We start from the raw sequence: 20,601 nt of genomic DNA on the forward strand, positions 1-20,601 counted from the left end.
GACGGTTCCAGCGGATGAAGACGGGTTTGCGCGGCGCCTTTTTCCCCCTCCTTCTGGCGACAGTGACGGTTTCGGGATGTACGACCACATCGGGTGGAAAGACCGCCCTCGGCGGCTCGTCATCCGGCGGCCTTTCTGGTCCTGGCGCCTATATCACGGCCCTGCAGGGCGGCCTTGTCAGCCGCAACACGGCAACAGAGCTCTCGAAAGCCGATATGCAGCGTGCGCTCGAGGCCGAATATCGTGCCCTTGAAGCCGCTCCCGGCGGCCAGCCCGTCGTCTGGCAGGGCAAGGGCGTCAGTGGTTCGGTGGTCGCGGCCGCGCCTTACCAGGTCGGCTCGCAGAACTGCCGGCAGTACAGCCACACGCTGACCGTCGAGGGCCGCGAGACCTCCACGCGTGGTGCCGCCTGCCGCAATCCCGAGGGTGCCTGGACGCCCTTGTCCTGAGCCTGACGGCCCGTTGCGGCGAAACGCCTCAAATTCGCGTCATTGTTCCCTGGGGAATTGGAAACGCCTGCATGTTCCAGTAATGGAACGGGCATGCTTTTCTGGATTCTCGTCGCCATCCTGACGGCAGCGGTCGCCGCCGTCCTTCTCCTGCCCCTGCTGCGCCGGCCTGCGGCCGCCGCGGGCGACGCCAGCCATGATGTCGAGGTCTATCGCGACCAGCTCGAGGAGCTGAAGCGCGACGAGGCCACCGGGCTGATCGCGGCGAACGAGGCGGAACTCGCCCGCGCCGAAGTCGCACGCCGGCTGATTGCGGCGAGCAAGGCCGAAGCGAAGGAGAAGGCGGCACCCGCGACGCGTCGCAACCGGCTGGCGCAGGCCTTCGTCATCGTGATCCTGCCCCTCAGCGGTCTCTGTCTTTACATCGCCAACGGCCGGCCGGACCTGCCGGCGCAGCCGCTGGCGGAGCGTCTCGCCAATCCCGGAAACGACGTGAATATCCTGATCGCGCGGGCGGAAAGCCATCTCGCGCGCAATCCCGACGACGGCGCGGGCTGGGATCTGCTGGCGCCGATCTATTACCGCAACGGCCGCATGGAAGACGCGGCCAACGCCTTCTCGCAGGCGATCCGGCTGCTCGGCCCCAACCAGGAGCGGCTCGACGGCTATGCCGAAACGCTGATCGCCCAGGCGAACGGCATCGTGACGGCGGATGCCCGCGCGCGGCTCGAACAGTCGCTGGCGCTGCAGGCCGACAATCCGCGTGCGAAATATTACCTGGCGCTGGCGCTGGAGCAGGACGGCCGCCGCGCCGAGGCCCGCGCCGCCTTCGAGGCCATGGCGAAGGACGCCCCGGCGGACGCGCCCTGGCTGCCGCTGGTCAACCGGCATATCGCGGCGCTCGCCGAGGGCACGGAAACCGCGCCGGGCGGCGCGCTCGGCAATCCGACGGCGGGCGACGTGGCGGCGGCGGAAGAAATGTCGGCCGGCGACCGCCAGCAGATGATCGCGGGCATGGTCGACAGCCTTGCCGCCAAGCTTGCCGACGACCCCGACAATTTCGAAGGATGGATGCGCATCATCCGTTCCTATGTTGTGCTGGATCAAAGGCCGAAGGCGGAGGCCGCGCTACAGACGGCGCTCAAGACGTTCCCGGCGGACAGCGAAAACGGCAGGCAGCTCGTGGCGCTCGCCCGGGACCTGTCGATCTCGACCGGGGGAGGCGGACAATGACACGCAAGCAAAAGCGTCTGGCGGTTATCGGCGGCGGCGTCGCCTTTCTCGTGGCGGCCGTGCTGCTCGTGATGTTCGCCTTCAGCCAGTCCATCGCCTATTTCTATGTGCCCGGCGATCTGGCAAAGGCGAGCGTCCCGCCCGGCACGCGCATTCGCCTCGGCGGCCTCGTCGAAGACGGCACGGTCAAGCGGGGCGAAGGATCGACCGTCACCTTCACGGTGACGGATACGCTGGCGACGGTGCCGGTGACCTATACCGGCATCCTGCCCGACCTGTTCCGCGAAGGGCAGGGCGTGGTGGCCGAAGGCACTTTCGGCACCGACGGGCTCTTCATCGCCGATACGGTGCTTGCCAAGCATGACGAGACCTATATGCCGAAGGATGTGGCCGACAGGCTCAAGGCGCAGGGCGTGGAACTCTCCGGCAAGGAAACGATCAAATGATCATCGAGCTCGGCCATTATGCTCTCATCCTGGCGCTGGCGACCGTCATCATCCAGGCGGTACTGCCGCTCATCGGCACGATCCGCAACGACCGCGCGTTGATGGCCGTGGCGCCGGCCGCAGCCTTTGCCGGTTTCCTGCTCGTGCTGTTTTCCTTTTCGGTGCTGACCTTCGCCTATGTCGTGTCGGATTTCTCCGTCGCGAATGTCTGGGAGAACTCGCATTCGCTGAAGCCGATGATCTACAAGATCTCCGGTGTGTGGGGAAACCATGAGGGCTCGATGCTGCTCTGGCTCCTTATCCTGGTCTTCTTCAGTGCGCTGGTCGCAAGCTTCGGCGCCAACCTGCCCGAGCGGCTGCGGGCCAATGTGCTGGCCGTGCAGGGCCTGATCTCGACGGCCTTTGCACTCTTCATCCTCCTGACGTCGAACCCTTTCATCCGCTTGTCGCCGGCGCCCGCCGAGGGGCAGGACCTCAACCCGGTCCTGCAGGACATCGGCCTCGCCATCCACCCGCCGCTGCTCTATCTCGGCTATGTCGGCTTTTCCGTCTGTTTCTCGTTTGCGATCGCCGCGCTGATCGACGGCCGCATCGATGCGGCCTGGGCGCGCTGGGTGCGCCCCTGGGCGCTCACCGCCTGGTCGTTCCTGACCGCCGGCATCGCCATGGGCTCCTACTGGGCCTATTACGAATTGGGCTGGGGCGGCTGGTGGTTCTGGGATCCGGTGGAGAACGCCTCGTTCATTCCCTGGCTCGCCGGCACCGCGTTGCTGCATTCGGCGCTCGTCATGGAAAAGCGCGAGGCGCTGAAGATCTGGACCGTGCTGCTCGCCATCCTCACCTTCTCCATGTCGCTGCTCGGCACCTTCCTCGTGCGCTCGGGCGTGCTGACCTCGGTGCACGCATTCGCGACCGACCCGACGCGCGGCGTCTTCATCCTGGCGATCCTCGTCTTCTTCATCGGCGGCGCGTTGTCGCTCTTTGCCTTCCGCGCGGCGACCCTGAAGGCCGGCGGCCTGTTCGCGCCGATCTCGCGCGAAGGCTCGCTCGTCCTCAACAACCTGATCCTCACCACGGCCGCCGCGACGGTGCTGACCGGCACGCTCTATCCGCTCGTGCTGGAGGCGCTGACCGGCGAGAAGATTTCCGTCGGACCGCCGTTCTTCAACCTGACCTTCGGCCTGCTGATGCTGCCGCTCCTGCTGGCGGTGCCGTTCGGGCCGCTGCTGGCCTGGAAGCGTGGCGATATCCTTGCGGCGGGACAGCGGCTGTTTGCGGCTGCCGCGATCGGCCTCGTGGTGGCCGCGGCGGTGATGTACGCCCACAGCGGCGGGCCGGTGCTGGCCTATTTCGGCATCGCCATCGGCTTTTACATGATCGCCGGCGCGGTCACGGATCTGTGGCTGCGCGCCGGTATCGGCAAAGTGGCCGGCAATGTCGCGTTCCGGCGCTTCGTCGGCCTGCCGGGCTCGGCGTTCGGCACGGCGCTCGCGCATATCGGCATCGGTGTCACGGTCATCGGCATCGTGGCCGTCACGGCCTTCGAGACCGAGCATGTCGTGGAAATGAAGCCGGGCATGCAGGTCGAGGCGGGCGGCTTCACGCTGACCTTCGACGGCATGCGCCGTGGGCAGGGGCCGAACTATTCCGAGGAATCCGGGCACTTCACCGTGGCCCGCGGCGGCACGACCGTCACCGACATCTGGTCGTCGAAGCGATTCTACACGGCGCGCCGCATGCCCACGACGGAGGCGGGTATCCGTACGTTCTGGTTCAGCCAGCTCTATGTTTCGCTCGGCGACGCGATGGCGGACGGCGGCATCGTCGTGCGGGTGTGGTGGAAGCCGATGATCCTGTGCATCTGGATCGGCACGCTCATCATGATGGCGGGCGGCGCGGTCTCGCTGTTCGACCGGCGCCTGCGCGTCGGCGCGCCGCAAAAGGCCCGCAAGGTAAAGCCGGCTCTGGAGGCGGCCGAATGATGCGCCGCCTGCTCCTCGCCGCCGCGTTCCTGCTCGCCGCGTTTCCGGCCTTTGCGGTCAATCCCGACGAGGTGCTGTCCGATCCGGCGCTGGAAGCCCGCGCCCGGGCACTGTCCGCCCAGCTTCGCTGCATGGTCTGCCAGAACCAGTCGATCGACGATTCGAATGCCGAACTCGCCCGCGACCTGCGCCTTCTGGTGCGCGAGCGGCTGACGAACGGTGACAGCGACGAGGCCGTCATGAATTATGTCGTCTCGCGCTACGGCGAATTCGTGCTGCTCAATCCGCGCCTGCGTGGCGAGACCCTGCTTTTGTGGGGCGCGCCGATCGTGCTGTTTCTCGCGGGTGCGGCGGCCATGGTCCTCTTCGTGCGCAAACGCGGCGGCAAACCCACGGGAACGCCGCTGTCCGATGCCGAAAAGGCCGAACTGGATCGCGCCTTGCGCCGCGACTGAGCGGATTTCCCAACATTACGAAAAATTCATGCGGCGGATAGTGTGCCGTAATGTGCGACCGCCTATCTCTTCTTCATCGGCTGCCTGGCGCAGCCTCTGAAAGAAGAGAGAAGGTGCACAGAATGGCCAAGATTTCCGCGTTCCGTCCGAGCCTCAAGGCCGCGTTGCAGACGACCACCGTCGCAGGGCTTGCTGCCGTCATGCTCGCGACCGGCATCCCCGCGCGCGTTACCGAAAGCTATGCAGAAGCCGTTTCCGTCCAGGCGCCGCAGGTTGCGAGCTTCGCCGACGTCGTTCAGGCCGTTTCCCCGGCCGTGGTTTCCGTCCGTGTCGAATCCGATGCCAAGCCGGCCAATGACGAGAGCAATTTCTCGTTCAACTTCGGCGGCCGGGGCTTTGACGAGCTGCCCGACGATCACCCGCTGAAGCGCTTCTTCCGTGAATTCGGCGGCCAGGACCAGTTCCGCGGCGACCGCGGACCGGACCGTCGCTTCGGTGACCGCCGTGGCCCGGGCCGCAAGCCGCATCTTCGCCCGACCGCACAGGGCTCCGGCTTCTTCATCTCCGAAGACGGCTATATCGTCACCAACAACCACGTCGTCAGCGATGGCTCGGCCTTCACGGTCGTCATGAACGACGGCACCGAGCTGAAGGCCACGCTCGTCGGCAAGGACAGCCGCACCGACCTCGCCGTGCTGAAGGTCGATGAGAAGGACAAGCGCAAGTTCACCTATGTCAGCTTCGCCGACGACAGCCAGATCCGCGTCGGAGACTGGGTCGTGGCGGTCGGCAACCCGTTTGGCCTCGGCGGTACGGTGACGGCGGGCATCATTTCCGCCCGCGGCCGTGACATCGGTTCCGGACCCTATGACGACTACCTCCAGGTGGATGCCGCCGTGAACCGCGGCAACTCGGGTGGCCCGACCTTCAACCTCAACGGCCAGGTCGTGGGCATCAACACCGCCATCTTCTCGCCGTCGGGCGGCAATGTCGGCATCGCGTTTGCGATTCCCGCGTCGGTCGCCAAGGGCGTCGTCGCCAACCTGATGAAGGACGGCAAGGTCGACCGTGGCTGGCTCGGCGTGCAGATCCAGCCGGTCAGCCGCGATATCGCCGATTCGCTCGGCCTGGCGGATGCAGCCGGTGCCCTCGTCGTCGAGCCGCAGGCCGACTCGCCCGGTGCCAAGGCCGGCATCAAAAAAGGTGACGTGATCACCGCGCTTGAAGGCGAACCGGTCAAGGATCCGCGTGACCTCGCCCGCCGCGTCGCCGATATCGCACCCGGCAAGACGGTTGATGTCGCCATCTGGCGCGATGGCAAGTCGCAGACGATCAAGGTCGAGATCGGCACGCTGGCCGGCGAAGCCATCGAGGCGGCCACGACCACGGATGACGCTGCTCCCGCAGAGGAGTCCAGTGAACAGGCGCTCGCCGATCTCGGCATCTCCGTCACCCCCGGCAATGACGGCCTGACCGTCTCCTCGGTCGATCCGGACTCCGACGCCAGCGATCGCGGCCTCAAGGAAGGCGACCGCATCACCTCCGTCAACAACCAGACGGTCAAGTCCGCGGACGAGGTGATGAAGGTGATCGAGGCCGCCCGCAAGGACGGCCGCTCCAAGGCGCTGTTCCAGGTCGAGACCAAGGACGGTAGCCGCTTCCTGGCGCTTCCCATCGACCAGGGCTGACCGGCTCCGTAAATCATCGCATTGACGGCGCCGCGGGATCGCACGATTTCGCGGCGCTGCCGTATCCGGCGCGTGCTGCTGGTAAAGCCCGCCGAACATGCTGTAAGGTTCCGCCATGAAGTTATTGATTGTGGAAGACGATCTGGAAGCGGCCGCCTATCTCGCGAAGGCCTTTCGCGAGGCCGGCATCGTTCTCGATCATGCCAGCGATGGCGAGAGCGGCCTCTTCCTGGCAACGGAAAACAGCTACGACGTGCTGGTTATCGACCGCATGCTGCCGCGGCGTGACGGCCTTTCGCTGATCTCCGAGCTGCGGCAGCGCAACATCCACACGCCCGTGCTCATCCTGTCCGCCCTCGGGCAGGTCGATGACCGCGTGACCGGCCTGCGCGCCGGCGGCGACGACTACCTGCCGAAGCCCTACGCCTTCAGCGAGCTTCTCGCCCGCGTGGAAGTCCTCGGCCGCCGCAAGGGCACGCCGGAACAGGACATGGTCTACCGGGTCGGCGATCTTGAACTCGACCGTCTGTCCCACACCGTCAAGCGCGCCGGCAAGGAGATCCTGCTCCAGCCGCGCGAGTTCCGTCTGCTCGAATATCTCATGAAGAATGCCGGGCAGGTGGTCACGCGCACCATGCTGCTCGAGAACGTCTGGGATTATCATTTCGATCCGCAGACCAACGTCATCGATGTGCATGTCTCGCGGCTGCGTTCGAAGATCGAGAAGGATTTCGACCAGCCGTTGCTGCGCACCGTGCGCGGCGCGGGCTACATGATGAAGGAAGAGGCGGCGGTCTGATCCCATGCAACGACTGCTTGGCCGGCTGACCGCCCTCTACCGCACGACCGCCGTGCGCCTTTCGGCGGTTTATCTTCTGCTGTTTGCCGCCTGCGCGGCCGTTCTCGTCTTCTATGTTTCCTCCATGTCCGAAGGCCTGCTGCAACAGCAGATGCGCGAGGCTGTAGGGCAGGAGGCCGAGCAGATCGAGCGCATCTTCGACAACAACGGCATGAACGGCCTCCTGCGCACGCTCGAGCGGCGCGCACGCCAGCCGGGCGCCAATCTCTACATCATCGCAAGCCCCACCGGCGAGGTGCTGGCCGGCAACGTCGCCTCCATCCAGCCGGGCGTGCTGGACACGGAAGGCTGGACGGAGACGCCCTTCCGCTACCAGCGCTATCAGGAGGAGACGCGCGGCACCAACCGCCCCATGGCCTATGCGCAGGTCAATGTTCTGTCGAACGGGCTTCGCATCCTTGTCGGCCGCGACCTTGGCGAGCCTGAGAACTTTCGCAAGCTGGTGCGGCAGGCGCTGATGGTGGCGCTGGGCGTCATGGGCGTCGGCGCGCTCGCCATCTGGTACCTCATCGGGCGCAACGCGCTGAAGCGCATGGACCGCATGTCGGATGCCAGCCAGCGCATCATGGCCGGCGACCTGTCCCAACGCCTCCCAACCAGCGGATCCGGCGACGAATTCGACCGCCTCTCCGAATCGCTCAACACCATGCTCGGCCGCATCGAGAAGCTCGGCGAGGGGCTGAAGCAGGTTTCCGACAACATCGCCCACGACCTCAAAACGCCGCTGACGCGGCTGCGCAACAAGGCGGAAGCGGCGCTTGCCGGCGGGGACGGGGCCGACCACCGCGCGGCACTGGAGGAGATGATCGGCGAATCCGACCAGCTCATCCGCACCTTCAACGCTCTCCTGATGATCTCCCGCGTCGAGGCCGGGCAGGCGCCGGCGGAAATGAGCGCGGTGGATATCAGCGGCATCGCGCATGACAGCGCCGAACTCTACGAGCCCGTCGCCGAGGATTGCGGCCTGAAATTCACGACCGACATCGCAGACGGTATCGAGGTGAAGGGCAATCGCGAGCTTGTCGGTCAGGCGCTCGGCAATCTCATCGACAACGCGATCAAATATGCCGAGGGCAGCGGCGGAGAGCCGGATATCCGCATCTCGCTGGCAAGGCGGGACAACGAGGTCGTGCTTGCCGTGGCAGACAGCGGCCCGGGCGTGCCGGAAGACAAGTATGGCGACGTCGTCGAGCGCTTCGTGCGCCTCGATGCGAGCCGCTCCAAGCCCGGAACGGGGCTCGGCCTGTCGCTCGTCGGGGCGGTCATGGAAATGCACCACGGCCGCCTGGAGCTGGACGCCACCCATCCCGACCGGGAAAACAACCGTGGCCTGACGGTCAGAATGGTTTTCCCCGTCCTGCCGGACTGATACATCTCCTCCTCAAAAGGCGAGGAGACATCATGAACGTAACGACGGCAACGCGGCTATCCGATCTTGCGGCCTCTCCCATCCGGCCCCTGAGCCAGGCGGATGCCAAGTCGGTCCTGTCCGATCTCAAGGACTGGGGCCGCGACCACCCCGCGATTGCCAGCCTTGCCGCCACGGACGGTCCGCTCAAGGACTTCATCGTCGCGGCATTCTCCCTCTCTCCCTATCTGCGTGACACGGCCCGCATCGATCCCGCCCTCTTGGCACGCGCGCTGGAGGAGCCGGTGCTGCCCGCCATCGAAGCGGCCATTGCCCGCGCCCGTAAAGCCTGGCAGCCGGGCGAGGGGGAGGTGACGGAGGCGGTGCTGATGACGCGTCTTCGCGTCGCCAAGCGCGAGGTCGCCTTCCTCACCGCGCTCGCCGATCTCGCCCGCATCTTCGATGCCCGCCGGACGACGGCGCTTCTGACCGAGCTCGCCGAAGCCACCACGTCGGCGGCCATCGATCATCTGCTGCTATCGGCCCATGAAAGCGGCAAGGTGAAGCTGCCGGACCCCGCCCATCCCGGCGAGAAATCCGGCCTCATCGTGCTCGGCATGGGCAAGCTCGGCGCGGCGGAACTCAACTACTCCTCCGATATCGACCTCGTCGTCTTCTTCGACCCGATGGCCGACATCGCGACGGATCCGACGGAAGCGGTGGAGACGTTTTCCCGCCTCGTGCGCCGGCTCATCCGCATCATGCAGGAGCGCACGGCCGACGGTTACGTCTTCCGCACCGACCTGCGCCTGCGGCCCGATCCCGGGGCCACGCCGCTTGCGATCTCCTTCGATTCCGCCATGCTCTACTACGAGAGCCGCGGGCAGAACTGGGAGCGCGCCGCCTTCATCAAGGCCAAGCCGGTCGCCGGCGACATCGAGGCCGGCCGCAACTTCCTCAAGGGTCTCGTTCCCTTCGTTTTCCGCAAATATCTGGACTATGCCGCGATTGCCGACATCCATTCGATCAAGCGGCAGATCCATGTCCACAAGGGCCATGGCGAGATCGCCGTGAAGGGGCACAACGTCAAGCTCGGTCGCGGCGGCATCCGCGAGATCGAGTTCTTCGTGCAGACGCAGCAGCTCATTGCCGGCGGCCGCGTGCCCGCGCTGCGCCTGCGCGCGACCGAACCGATGCTCGCCGAACTCGCCAAGGCCAACTGGATCGACGAGGCGACCGCCGACGAGCTGACGGAGGCCTACTGGTTCCTGCGCGACGTCGAACACCGCCTGCAAATGGTGCGCGACGAGCAGACCCACACCCTGCCCGAGACCGAAGCCGAGCTGAAACGCATTGCCTTCATGCTCGGCTTCGAGGACACGGCGCACTTCTCCGACAAGCTGGTGTCCGTGCTGAAGACCGTCGAGCGCCGCTATGCCGCCCTGTTCGAGCAGGAGGCGAAGCTGTCGTCGGAGGCCGGCAATCTCGTCTTCACCGGCCAGAAGGACGATCCCGATACGCTGGAGACGCTGAAGAAGCTCGGTTTCGAGCGTCCAGCCGACATTTCCCGCACCATCCGGACCTGGCATTACGGCCGCTACCGCGCCACGCAGTCCGTCGAGGCGCGCGAGCGGCTGACGGAACTGACACCGGAACTGCTGCGCGTCTTCGGCCAGAGCAAGCGGGCCGACGACGCGCTGCTGCGCTTCGACAGCTTCATTTCCGGCCTGCCGGCGGGCATCCAGCTGTTCTCGTTGCTCGGCAACAATCCCGCGCTGCTCTCCCTCATCGTCAATATCATGTCGTCCGCGCCGCGCCTTGCCGAAGTGATCGCGGCAAAGCCGCATGTCTTCGACGGCATGCTGGATCCCGGCCTTCTGGCGGAGTTGCCGACGCGCGCCTATCTCGCCGATCGCATCGAGGGCTTCGTTTCGGGTGCGCGCCACTATGAGGAAATTCTCGACCGCCTGCGCATCATCGCCGCCGAGCAGCGCTTTCTGATCGGCATCCGCCTGCTGACGGGCGCCATTACCGGAAAGCAGGCCGCGCGCGCCTTCACCCATGTCGCGGACCTCATCGTCGCGGCGGCGCTGAAGGCGGTGCTCGACGAGGTCGAGGCGGCGCACGGCAAGTTCCCGGGCGGGCGCGTGGCGCTCGTCGGCATGGGCAAGCTCGGCAGCTTCGAGCTGACGGCCGGCTCCGATATCGACCTCATCCTTCTTTATGATCACGACGGCGACGCCTTCGAGTCGGATGGCGTGAAGCCGCTCGACAACATCAAGTACTTCACCCGCATCACCCAGCGCCTCATCGCGGCGCTTTCCGCGCCCACGGCGGAGGGGGTGCTCTACGAGGTGGACATGCGCCTGCGGCCCTCCGGCAACAAGGGCCCGGTCGCCACCCGCATCACGTCCTTCGCAAAGTACCAGGCCGAGGAGGCTTGGACCTGGGAGCACATGGCGCTGACCCGCGCGCGCCTTCTCTGCGGCGATGACAGCCTGGTGGCCGAGGCGGGAGAAATCTTCCGTGGCGTGCTGGGCCGCAAGCGCGACGTCGTCAAGACGGCGAAGGACGTGGCGGAGATGCGCACGCTCATCGATCAGGAAAAGCCGCCGAAGGACATCTGGGACCTGAAACTCATCCCCGGCGGCCTGATCGATATCGAGTTCATCGCCCAGTTCCTCGCGCTGGTCGCGCCGGCGCGTGGCGCGACGCAACCGGATAAAGCGCTTCCGACCTGGGAAGCGCTTGCCGAACTCGGCCACGCCATGATGGATCCGAACGACCTGGAGACCGTGCAGGGCGCGCTGTCGCTCTATACGGAAATCTCGCAGATCGTGCGCCTTTGCGTGGATGGCGGCTTTGATCCGAAGGAGGCGCCGGCCGGGCTCATCGACCTCGTCTGCCGGGCGGGCGAGAGCCCGGACCTGCGCACGCTGGAGGCGGAAATCCGCCGTGTCTCCAAGGCGGTGCGCAAGATCTTCCTGGCGACGGTCAAGAGCTGACCGTCGCGCCCCTCAGGCCGCCGCGAGATGCAGTGCGGCGAGCCGTTCGCGGTCGGGAATGCGCACGGAGATGATCGTGCCCTTGCCCTCGTCGGAGCGGATGCGCATGGCGCCGCCGTGCAGGTGGGCGAGCGAGCGCGAGATGGCGAGGCCCAGCCCCGAACCGCCCTTGCTCTTGGCATACTGGCTCTGCACCTGCTCGAAGGGCTGGCCGATTTTCTGGAGGGCGGATTTCGGAATGCCGATGCCCGTGTCGGCGATCGTCAGCGTGACGGCGCCGTTCACCCGCCGCGCCCGCACTTCCACCTTGCCGCCCTCGTTGGTGAACTTCATGGCGTTTGACAAGAGGTTCAGCAGGATCTGCTTCATCGCGCGGCGGTCGGCCACCGTGACGAGGTTGCCCGGGCAGGCCTGCTCGACCGTGATGTTCTTCTTTTCGGCTTGCAGCATGGTGAGACGCAGCGTCTCCTCGATCAGCGGCGCGAGGTCGACCGCCTCGCAGCTGATGCGCATGTGCCCGGCCTCGATCTTCGACATGTCGAGAATGTCGCTGATGACGTTGAGCAGGTGCTTGCCGCTTTCGTGGATATCGCGGGAATATTCGCGGTACTTGTCCGAGCCGATCGGGCCGAACATCTGGTTTTGCAGGATTTCCGAGAAGCCGAGGATGGCGTTGAGCGGCGTGCGCAGCTCATGCGACATGTTGGCAAGGAATTCCGATTTGGCGCGGTTCGCCGCCTCGGCGCGTTCCTTTTCGGCCTGGTAGTTGGCGTTGGCCAGCGAAAGCTCGGCCTTCTGCCGCTCCAGCTTGGCGCGCGAGGCCGAAAGGTCGCCGATGGTCGCCATCAGGCGGCGCTCGGATTCGCGCAGACGCACCTGGTGGCGCTTCATCATGGTGATGTCGGTGCCGACGGAAACGCGTCCGCCGTCGCGCGTGCGGCGCTCGTTGATCTGCAGCCAGCGTTCGTCCGCGAGCTGCACTTCGGTGGTCTGCGACACGCCGGCGCCGTCGGAATCGGCGATACGCCGCTCGATGACGGGGCGGGCAGCCGCGGCATTCACCACGGCGCGCTCCGTGCCGGGCACCAGCACCTCGTCCGGCAGGCCATAGGCCTGCTGGTAATGCGCATTGCACATGACGAGCCGGTCGTTCTTGTCCCACAGCACGAAGGCTTCCGAGGTGCATTCGATGGCGTCGGCAAGCCGCTCGTCGGCTTCCTGGTAGCGCTGGGCGAGGCGGTGCTGTTCCGTAACGTCCATGGCGATGCCGATCATGTGCATGCGGCCGGAGGACATGCGGATGAGCTGCGCGCGCGCGCGCATCCAGACATAGTGTCCGTCGGCATGGCGCATGCGGAAGACCTGGTCCACCTGCTTGGCCTCGCCGCGGGCAACCGCGCGCGCCACCTGGTAGATGCCGTCGTCGTCGGGATGCATCAGCCGCGCGGCATCCCCGAAGGACAATACGCTGTCGCGGGCCGGCATGCCGAGCATCTCGTACATCGAGCTCGACCAGAACAGCCGGCGGTTCTCCAGGTCGAAGTCCCACAGGCCGCAGCGGCCGCGTGCCAGCGCCGTTTCCACCCGCAGGTTGGATTCCGCAAAGATGGCATCGGCGTCGCGCGCGCGCTTCGCCTGGATGTAATAGGCATAGAGAATGACGAGCAGGATCGCGGAGATCCCGGTGAAGAGCGTCACGTTCAGGGCGATCTCGTCGCGCCAGAAGAGCGCGGTCTGGCCAAGCGGATTGGCCACCACGATGAAGCCGCCCTTGCGCGGCATTTCCACGAGCGAGGCGTAATAGTCGTCGCCGGCGATGCGCGTGCGGAAGACGGTGGCGGGATCGCCGAAATACTGGATGGCGGCAAGCTCTGGCGAGAAGCGCGCGAGCGACTGGCCGACATAGCGCGACGCCGCCAGCGAGCTGCCGAAGACGCGGCCGTTTTCCGCAACGAACAGCACGATGCCGCCCGGCTGCATGCGATCCTGCGGCAGGTTGACGGACAGCGTCGCCTCCACCGCCATGCGGTCGGCCTCGGCAAGGCTTTGCGCCATCTTGCCGGAGAAGGCGGCGCCGACGGCCAGCGCCGTCAGCGAGGTCGTGTCGCGCACGCTCGTTTCCATCCGGTCATGTTCGACCAGAATGCCGACGACCCGCGATATCGCCACGACAAGCAGGAATGCAATGATCAGGATCGGTATCGACCGCTTCAGCACGGGCTCCGCCCGTGACAGACGCCGTGCGGTTGGCCCCGCGAAAATCTTCGCTGGCCCCGTCGCCTCGCATTTCCAGGCCGCCATTCCCGGAAATTTGAGACGAGTCCACCCGCCGGCTGCGCGTCCTCGTTGCGCGTCCGCCATAGTCTTCAAACCTTTGTAACCCTCTCGTGATTCGGCGCGCCGCTCGCCCGAATCTGCCCTAATGAATCAATTGTGATTCGGCTTGTCCATAGAAAAAGGTAAAACTTTTTTAACCATTTTTGACGGGTGCGATTTCGCAGTCCGGTCCGGCACTTAAGTGCCGCTTTGGCCGCCCTCGGGCCGCCATCGCATGCTGTCCTGCGTGCGCCATTCCTTCAAGAGCTGGGCGCGCCGGCGGGGATAACGGCTCTCCAGAAGCGTGATTTCGCGCATGCGGTCGGTGCGGAAATGCCGGAAGTCGTTGCGCGCCTCGCACCAGGCGACGAGCATGCGCGTCTCCTCGAAATAGCCGAGCGCGACCGGCCAGACGATCCTGTCCGTGAAGGTGCCGGCGACGTCCGCATAGGCGAGCCGCAGCTTGCGTTCACGGCGGATGGCGCTGCGCAGCAGCACGAGATCGACCACTTCGGCATCCACCACCCGGCGCGGCCCCACCAGCAGCGCCGTGTTTTCCAGCTCGTCGCGCAGGTCCGCCGGCAGCACGGCGGAGATCTTGGCAAGCGCGTCCGATGCCGCCTTGGTCATCGGCATGTCCGCGAACTTCTGCACCCAGCGGAAGCCGAGCATCAGCGCTTCCAGCTCGCTTTGCGAGAACATCAGCGGCGGCAGCATGAACCCTGGGCGCAGCACATAGCCGACGCCCGGCTCGCCCTCGATGTCGGCGCCTTGGGCCTGAAGTGTGGCGATGTCGCGATAGAGCGTGCGAATGCTGACGCCAAGCTCGTCCGCGAGCGTTGCGCCGCTCACCGGATGCCGGTGGCGCCTGAGAAGCTGGAGAAGGGCAAGCAGTCTTTCGGAACGGGCCACGGCACGATACTGCCATTTTCTGGCAGTGGTGTCGCCTAGTATCCTTTCGTCAACACAGCGAAAGGACGCGTTCCATGACCTCTCCCAACCTCCTGATCCTCTATGTCGAGAATGCCCTTGAAAGCGCCCGGTTCTACAAGATGATCTTCGGCGCGGCGCCGCTCATTCAATCGCCGGGCTTCGTATCCTTCCGGTTCGATAACGGTCTCGGCCTCGGGCTGTGGGCGACCAGCTCGCCCGAATTCGTCTCGGGCGGCACGGGTCACCGCGGCGAGATCGCCATCGTCGTCGATGAGGATGCTCAGATCGACAGGCTGCATCAGGAATGGAGCGCCGCGGGCGTTGCCATCGAGCAGCCGCCGTTCACGGCCGCCTTCGGCCGCACCTTCGTCGCGCTCGATCCCGATGGCCACCGCATCCGCGTCTGCCCGCCGGACAAGTAAGCGAAGAGGCTCAGCCCTTCAGCATGCGCTCCACGATGTCGGAGACGTCGGAGGAGAGCTTCTCGCCCGCAGCGATGGTGCGCAACGCGTTGCGGGCGTGATCGGACCGGACCGCCTCCAGCGCGCGCCAGGAGCGCATGGAGGTGAGGATGCGGGCGGCGAGCTGCGGGTTCTTCGGGTCGATCTCCAGGATCTGCTCGGCCAGGAAACGGTAGCCCGCGCCATCCGCCCGGTTGAAGCCGGTCGGGTTGGAGAAGGCGAAGGTGCCGACGAGCGCACGAACGCGGTTCGGGTTCGACTTGGTGAAATGCGGGCTCGTCATCAGCGCCTGGACGCGGGCAAGCGCCCCGTCGCCCGGAATGGTCGACTGGATGGCGAACCATTTGTCGATGACGAGCGCATTGTCCGCAAAACGGGCGCGGAAGGTTTCAAGCGCCTCCGCGGTTTCCGTCGCGGCCGGGAAGCGATGCGCCAGCACCGTCAGCGCAGCGCTGAGGTCCGTCATGTTGTCGGCGCTCGCGAAGGCCTCGGCCGCGCGCGCCGGCGTGCCGTCGCTGACGGCGAGATAGGAGAGGGCGGCATTGCGCAGCGCGCGCTGGCCCGCATTTGCGGCATCCGGCGTGAAGGCACCTTGCGTGCGGTGACGTTCGAACAACGTCGCGAAGACCTCGGCGCCGTGGTTGGCGATGAAGGCCAGCACGGCCTCGCGCCCGGCGCGGATGGCATCTGGATCGTTGTTGCTGCCCAGTTCCCGGGCGATATCGGATTCCGACGCCAGCGCCAGCGCCTGCGCACGGAAGGCGGGCTCCAGGCTTTCATCGCCGGCTATGGCGATCAGCGTATCGGCAAGCATTGCGCTCGTCTCGACCGTCTCGCCGGCGCGCGCCTTGCTGGCCGCCTCGACGAGGCTCGGAAGCGCGAGGTCGTTCAGCGCCTGCCAGCGCGAGAAGAGATCGCTGTCATGGCGCGCGATATGGGCGAGATCGGCCTGCGCCTGCTCGAAATGCATGTTGACGGGCGCGGAGAAGCTGCGGTTCAGCACCAGGACCGGACGCGACGGAATGCCGGAGAAGGTCACCGTCTGGCGACGCTCCTTCAGGTGCAGCACATCGCCGGTGATATCGGCCCCGCTGACGGCAGCGGCCTTCGCCTCCGAACCGTCCTCCAGCAGCAGGCCGAAGCGCAGCGGGATATGCATCGGTTCCTTGACGCTCTGGCCGGGCGTCGGCGGGATCATCTGCTCCAGCGACAGCGTGAATTCGCCCTTCGCCTGGTCGTAGGCGCAGGAAACGCTGATGAGCGGCGTACCGGCCTGATGATACCAGAGTGAGAACTGCGCGAGGTCCACGCCGTTGGCGTCCTCGAAGCACTTCACGAAGTCCTCGATCGTCGCGGCATCGCCGTCGTGGCGCTCGAAGTACAGGTCCATGCCCTTCTTGAAGCCGTCCTTGCCGACGATGGTCGCGATCATGCGCGTCACCTCGGAGCCCTTCTCATAGACGGTCGTCGTGTAGAAGTTGTTGATTTCGCGATACTTCGTCGGCCGTACCGGATGGGCGAGGGGGCCGGCATCCTCCGGGAACTGCTCCGATTTCAGGTGGCGTACTTCCGCGATGCGCTTGACCGGGCGCGAACGCTGGTCGGCGGAGAATTCGTGGTCGCGGTAGACCGTCAGGCCTTCCTTCAGGCACAGCTGGAACCAGTCGCGGCAGGTGACGCGGTTACCGGTCCAGTTGTGGAAATATTCGTGGGCGATGATCGCCTCGATATTCGCATAGTCCTGGTCCGTCGCCGTTTCCGGATCGGCCAGCACGTATTTGTCGTTGAAGACGTTGAGCCCCTTGTTCTCCATGGCGCCCATGTTGAAGTCGGAGACGGCGACGATCATGAAGATGTCGAGGTCGTATTCGCGGCCGAACACCTCTTCGTCCCACTTCATGGAGCGTTTCAGCGCGTCCATCGCATAGGCCGCACGCGCTTCCTTGCCGTGCTCGACATAGATCTTCAGCGTCACCTCGCGGCCGGACATCGTCGTGAACGCGTCCTCCACGACGCCGAGGTCACCGGCGACGAGCGCGAAGAGATAGGACGGCTTGGGGTGCGGATCGAACCAGGCCGCGAAGTGCTTGCCTTCGCCATAACCGGCGCCGCCGAGGAAATTGCCGTTGGAAAGCAGCAGCGGGCAGCTTGCCTTGTCGGCGATGATGTTGACCGTATAGACGGCCAGGACATCCGGCCGGTCCGGGAAATAGGTGATACGGCGAAAACCCTCGGCCTCGCACTGCGTGCAATAGACGCCGTTCGAGCGATAGAGGCCCATAAGCTGGGTGTTGGCCTCTGGGTTGATCATCGTGGTGATGGTGATTTCGAAGGGCTCGCTTGCCGGCAGGTCGCGGATGGTCAGGCTGTCCGGCGTGGCGTCATAGCGTGCCGCGTCCACCTCCATCTGGTCGAAGAGCAGGCCGGTCATGACGAGCTCGTCGCCGTCGAGAACCAACGGGGCGGCCACATCGGCGCCCTCACGGCGGTGGAAAATCAGGCGCGCCTCGACCTTGGTTTCCGTGGGGTCCAGTTCGAAAGTCAGGTCGACGCGCTCGAGAACGAAGTCAGTCTGGCGATAATCCGCCAGATGGATGATCTGGCCGTTCTCAGTCCGCATGGATATGTCCTGTTCCTATCGCTCCGGCCTGTCCCGCTCGTGCATGACGCGACACCCCGCCGGGCGCATTGCCCCCAAATTCCTCCGATTGATATGCTTATTCGCTTAACATCTCATTTCCACGGAACCGCCGTTCACAACTTTGTGCTAACGTGAGACACGTTTCAGGCGTCCGGCGGATGGGAAGGCCCGTGGCCGCGCGCAAGCCTTGAGCATTTTTCCGCGACATATCATGAGATTTGATGCCATGGGCCGGCGTGTCCGGCTAGAGTGGTCGCGTCCGGATCGATTCCCGATGCGCCAACCGTCTGACGCCGCGACCTGCCGGTCGCGCAGAGCTTTTCATGGATATGCCGCACCACGACCCCATGCGGGGTATTTTCCTCAAGATCGCCTCGGTGGTGATCTTCCTGTGCATGTCCACGCTGATCAAGGCGGCGGGCAAGGATATGGCGGCGGGGCAGATCACCTTCCTGCGCTCGGCCTTCGCCATGGTGCCGATCATCGTCTTCCTGGCGTTCAAGAGACAACTCGTCGATGCCTTTCGCACCCGCGATGTCATGGGGCACCTGAAGCGCGGTTTCATCGGCATCCTTGCCATGGGCTTCGGCTTCTACGGCCTCGTGCACCTGCCACTGCCGGAGGCCATCGCCATCGGCTATGCCATGCCGCTCATCGCCGTCGTCATCGCAGCGGTCTTCCTCAAGGAAAAGGTCGGCATCTATCGCTGGTCGGCGGTGCTCGTCGGGCTGACGGGCGTCTTCATCATCACCTGGCCGCGGCTCACCCTGTTCCGCGAGGGTGGCGTCGGCTCGGCGGAGGCGATGGGCGCGCTCGCGGTGCTGCTGTCCGCGACACTCGGCGCTGTTGCGATGGTGCTGGTCCGCAAGCTCGTGAAGACGGAGCGCACGCATACGATCGTGCTCTATTTCTCGCTCTCCGCCTCCGTCTTTTCGCTCGCCACGCTTCCCTTCGGCTGGAATGCGCTCGGCTGGGAGGCGCTCGGCCTTCTGGCAATGGCCGGCTTCTGCGGTGGGGTCGCACAGCTCCTGCTGACGGCAAGCTACCGCTATGCCGACGTCTCCACCATCGCGCCCTTCGAATACACGTCGATCGTTCTCGGGCTGGCGGTCGGCTACTTCCTGTTCGGCGATATCCCGACATCGGCGATGCTGATCGGCACGGCCATCGTGGTCAGCGCCGGCATCTTCATCATCCTGCGCGAACACCGGCTCGGTCTGCAGCGCCGCGCGGCGCGCAAGCACGTCACCCCTCAGGGCTGACGCCACTCCGGCGTCGTTGTGTCTTCCATCGGCTCCTCCGTCGGCGCGTCGGGCTGCAAGGCGGCAGCGGCTGCATCGGCGCCGAGCGGCTGCACCGCCATCGCCTGGAAATCCGTCTTGGCGACGAGGCCGTCGTTTTCCTCGCGGCGGCTGATGCGCCAGGCGGCGTAGGCCCCGTAAAGGGTGAAATAGAAGGCCAGTACGATAAAGAGCGAGCCGGGGCCGAAACGGTCCATGATCGGCCCCACCATCAGAGGACCGGAAATCGTTCCGAAACCGTAGACGATCATCATGCCGGAGGAGACCTCGACATATTCGTCCGGCTGGGCGAGGTCGTTGGCATGCGCGACGTTCAGCGCATAGATCGGGAAGATGACCGCACCCACGCAGGCCGCAACCAGATAGAGCACGACCGTCGGCCCGCCGGAAACCGCGGCCATGACGAGGCAGGAAAGCGCGCCGAACGCCCCGCAGGCGACCATGACGCGCCGGCGGTCCATGCGGTCGGACGCACGCCCGATGGGGATCTGCGACAGGGCGCTGCCGATCAGCACGGAGGCGAGCAATGTCGCGCCCTCGGCCGTCGTTAGTCCGGTGCGCTGGGTGAACACGCCGCCGAGATTGAGCCATGCCCCGGACAGCGCGCCGGCGAGGAAGGCGCCGATGACGGCGACGGGCGAGCGCCGATAGAGCGTCGGCACGTTGAAGCGCGCCTGCGTCGGCGGGGCCGGCAGCGGGGAGGAGGTCAGCGCCGTCGGCAGCAAGGCGACGGAGAAGATGATGCCGCAGAGAATGAACAGCGAAGTGTTGGTGGGATCGCCGAGCGGCACGAGATATTGCCCGCCGATCGTGCCGACCATCGTGGTGATGAGATAGACGGAGAAGATCGAGCCGCGGTTATCGTTCGTCACGCGCTCGTTGAGCCAGCTTTCGATGATGAGATAGCTGCCCGCGATGGCAAAGCCCGATACGGCGCGAAACATCATCCACGCCCGCCAGTCCACCACCAGCGCGCAGAGCAGGATGCCGATGGCGAGAAGCGTGATGAGCGCCACGAACACGCGGACATGGCCGACCAGCAGCACGAATTTCGGCGTGACGATGCAGGAAAGCGTGAAGCCGACCGTGTAACCCGTGGCGATCATCGCGATGGTCTGGGTCGACCATCCCTCCGCGACCGCGCGCACCGGCACGACATAGCTTTGCAGGCCGAAGGCCACCATCATCAGGAGGGTGGACAGCATCAGGCTCAGGATGGAGACAAGGCTTGCCAGCATGGGGGCTCCGCAGAAGGGCATCCGGTTTCAGAATGTCGCTCTATTGCGCCGGCCATGCTCTGTCCATGGCGACAATCGTTGGCGTAACCAGGAAGATTTTCCGAAGCGTGGAAATTTCGCGGAGGAGTTGTGTTATGAAGAAGATGCTGGGTGCAATGCCCGGCATACCGAAAGGAGGTGAGACGTTTGAAAATCCGGGTTTCGGTTATTGTCAGACTGTTCGGTTGGCGCCTGACTCTGACAGTA

Annotated in this window: 15 protein-coding genes; 11 read left to right on the forward strand and 4 right to left on the reverse strand. The window is 65.4% G+C overall.

Annotated features, from left to right (window positions below; translation table 11 throughout):
* Window positions 1–14 precede the first annotated feature (14 nt).
* The 9 genes from K6301_RS04035 to K6301_RS04075 all read left to right on the forward strand — a co-directional run bounded on the left by K6301_RS04035 (window position 15) and on the right by K6301_RS04075 (window position 11,465).
* Window positions 15–449 carry a hypothetical protein gene (locus K6301_RS04035; RefSeq protein WP_247220490.1) on the forward strand — a complete coding sequence of 145 codons (435 nt, stop codon included), beginning with the start codon at window positions 15–17 and terminating at the stop codon, window positions 447–449.
* A 93-nt stretch (window positions 450–542) separates the two neighbouring features.
* Entirely contained in the window at window positions 543–1,682 is a 1,140-nt protein-coding gene (gene ccmI, locus K6301_RS04040) for a c-type cytochrome biogenesis protein CcmI (RefSeq protein ID WP_247219486.1), read from the forward strand.
* Entirely contained in the window at window positions 1,679–2,128 is a 450-nt protein-coding gene (gene ccmE / locus K6301_RS04045; protein WP_247219487.1) for a cytochrome c maturation protein CcmE, read from the forward strand. The genes ccmI and ccmE overlap by 4 nt, the downstream gene beginning before the upstream one ends.
* Entirely contained in the window at window positions 2,125–4,110 is a 1,986-nt protein-coding gene (locus K6301_RS04050; protein ID WP_247219488.1) for a heme lyase CcmF/NrfE family subunit, read from the forward strand. Before ccmE ends, K6301_RS04050 begins: the two co-directional genes overlap by 4 nt.
* Window positions 4,107–4,565 (forward strand): cytochrome c-type biogenesis protein, encoded by a 459-nt coding sequence (locus K6301_RS04055; protein WP_247219489.1) that lies wholly within the window; start codon window positions 4,107–4,109, stop codon window positions 4,563–4,565. The genes K6301_RS04050 and K6301_RS04055 overlap by 4 nt, the downstream gene beginning before the upstream one ends.
* Before the next feature lie 122 nt (window positions 4,566–4,687).
* On the forward strand, window positions 4,688–6,253 hold the full coding sequence (locus K6301_RS04060) for a Do family serine endopeptidase (RefSeq protein WP_247219490.1): 1,566 nt from the start codon (window positions 4,688–4,690) through the stop codon (window positions 6,251–6,253).
* Window positions 6,254–6,368: 115 nt separating this feature from the next.
* Window positions 6,369–7,052 (forward strand): response regulator transcription factor, encoded by a 684-nt coding sequence (locus tag K6301_RS04065; protein ID WP_134647530.1) that lies wholly within the window; start codon window positions 6,369–6,371, stop codon window positions 7,050–7,052.
* 4 nt (window positions 7,053–7,056) lie between these two features.
* Window positions 7,057–8,481, forward strand: a complete 1,425-nt coding sequence (locus K6301_RS04070; protein ID WP_247219491.1) for an ATP-binding protein — start codon at window positions 7,057–7,059, stop codon at window positions 8,479–8,481.
* 32 nt (window positions 8,482–8,513) lie between these two features.
* Window positions 8,514–11,465 carry a bifunctional [glutamine synthetase] adenylyltransferase/[glutamine synthetase]-adenylyl-L-tyrosine phosphorylase gene (locus tag K6301_RS04075; RefSeq protein WP_247219492.1) on the forward strand — a complete coding sequence of 984 codons (2,952 nt, stop codon included), beginning with the start codon at window positions 8,514–8,516 and terminating at the stop codon, window positions 11,463–11,465.
* Window positions 11,466–11,477: 12 nt separating this feature from the next.
* Here K6301_RS04075 and K6301_RS04080 read toward each other — a convergent pair whose 3' ends face one another.
* Window positions 11,478–13,835 (reverse strand): PAS domain-containing sensor histidine kinase, encoded by a 2,358-nt coding sequence (locus K6301_RS04080; RefSeq protein ID WP_247219493.1) that lies wholly within the window; start codon window positions 13,833–13,835, stop codon window positions 11,478–11,480.
* A 144-nt stretch (window positions 13,836–13,979) separates the two neighbouring features.
* A complete protein-coding gene (locus K6301_RS04085; protein ID WP_247219494.1) occupies window positions 13,980–14,693 on the reverse strand; it encodes a helix-turn-helix transcriptional regulator in 714 nt (237 codons plus the stop codon).
* Between the two features lie 74 nt (window positions 14,694–14,767).
* Here K6301_RS04085 and K6301_RS04090 point away from each other — a divergent pair, with 74 nt between their 5' ends.
* On the forward strand, window positions 14,768–15,136 hold the full coding sequence (locus K6301_RS04090) for a VOC family protein (protein ID WP_247219495.1): 369 nt from the start codon (window positions 14,768–14,770) through the stop codon (window positions 15,134–15,136).
* Between the two features lie 10 nt (window positions 15,137–15,146).
* On the opposite strand, the gene pepN is transcribed toward K6301_RS04090, so the two are convergent.
* Window positions 15,147–17,795: an aminopeptidase N gene (gene pepN, locus K6301_RS04095; RefSeq protein ID WP_247219496.1), complete on the reverse strand. Its 2,649-nt coding sequence runs from the start codon at window positions 17,793–17,795 to the stop codon at window positions 15,147–15,149.
* Window positions 17,796–18,139: 344 nt separating this feature from the next.
* Between pepN and K6301_RS04100 the strand changes: the two genes are divergently transcribed.
* The gene (locus tag K6301_RS04100; RefSeq protein ID WP_247219497.1) at window positions 18,140–19,078 is read left to right on the forward strand and encodes a DMT family transporter; all 939 of its coding nucleotides are present in this window, start codon (window positions 18,140–18,142) and stop codon (window positions 19,076–19,078) included.
* Here K6301_RS04100 and K6301_RS04105 read toward each other — a convergent pair.
* Complete coding sequence (locus K6301_RS04105; protein WP_247219498.1) at window positions 19,069–20,355, reverse strand: MFS transporter; 1,287 nt, start codon at window positions 20,353–20,355, stop codon at window positions 19,069–19,071. The genes K6301_RS04100 and K6301_RS04105 overlap by 10 nt on opposite strands.
* Window positions 20,356–20,601 lie beyond the last annotated feature (246 nt).

This window comes from Shinella oryzae (genome assembly GCF_023038235.1).
Lineage (GTDB): Bacteria > Pseudomonadota > Alphaproteobacteria > Rhizobiales > Rhizobiaceae > Shinella > Shinella sumterensis.

What these genes read in the sequence shown, in the direction of transcription:
- K6301_RS04035 (WP_247220490.1), top strand. Translation starts at nt 15, where the DNA reads ATGAAGACGGGTTTGCGCGGCGCCTTTTTCCCCCTCCTTCTGGCGACA.
- ccmI (WP_247219486.1), top strand. Translation starts at nt 543, where the DNA reads ATGCTTTTCTGGATTCTCGTCGCCATCCTGACGGCAGCGGTCGCCGCC.
- ccmE (WP_247219487.1), top strand. Translation starts at nt 1,679, where the DNA reads ATGACACGCAAGCAAAAGCGTCTGGCGGTTATCGGCGGCGGCGTCGCC.
- K6301_RS04050 (WP_247219488.1), top strand. Translation starts at nt 2,125, where the DNA reads ATGATCATCGAGCTCGGCCATTATGCTCTCATCCTGGCGCTGGCGACC.
- K6301_RS04055 (WP_247219489.1), top strand. Translation starts at nt 4,107, where the DNA reads ATGATGCGCCGCCTGCTCCTCGCCGCCGCGTTCCTGCTCGCCGCGTTT.
- K6301_RS04060 (WP_247219490.1), top strand. Translation starts at nt 4,688, where the DNA reads ATGGCCAAGATTTCCGCGTTCCGTCCGAGCCTCAAGGCCGCGTTGCAG.
- K6301_RS04065 (WP_134647530.1), top strand. Translation starts at nt 6,369, where the DNA reads ATGAAGTTATTGATTGTGGAAGACGATCTGGAAGCGGCCGCCTATCTC.
- K6301_RS04070 (WP_247219491.1), top strand. Translation starts at nt 7,057, where the DNA reads ATGCAACGACTGCTTGGCCGGCTGACCGCCCTCTACCGCACGACCGCC.
- K6301_RS04075 (WP_247219492.1), top strand. Translation starts at nt 8,514, where the DNA reads ATGAACGTAACGACGGCAACGCGGCTATCCGATCTTGCGGCCTCTCCC.
- K6301_RS04090 (WP_247219495.1), top strand. Translation starts at nt 14,768, where the DNA reads ATGACCTCTCCCAACCTCCTGATCCTCTATGTCGAGAATGCCCTTGAA.
- pepN (WP_247219496.1), bottom strand. Translation starts at nt 17,795, where the DNA reads ATGCGGACTGAGAACGGCCAGATCATCCATCTGGCGGATTATCGCCAG.
- K6301_RS04100 (WP_247219497.1), top strand. Translation starts at nt 18,140, where the DNA reads ATGGATATGCCGCACCACGACCCCATGCGGGGTATTTTCCTCAAGATC.
- K6301_RS04105 (WP_247219498.1), bottom strand. Translation starts at nt 20,355, where the DNA reads ATGCTGGCAAGCCTTGTCTCCATCCTGAGCCTGATGCTGTCCACCCTC.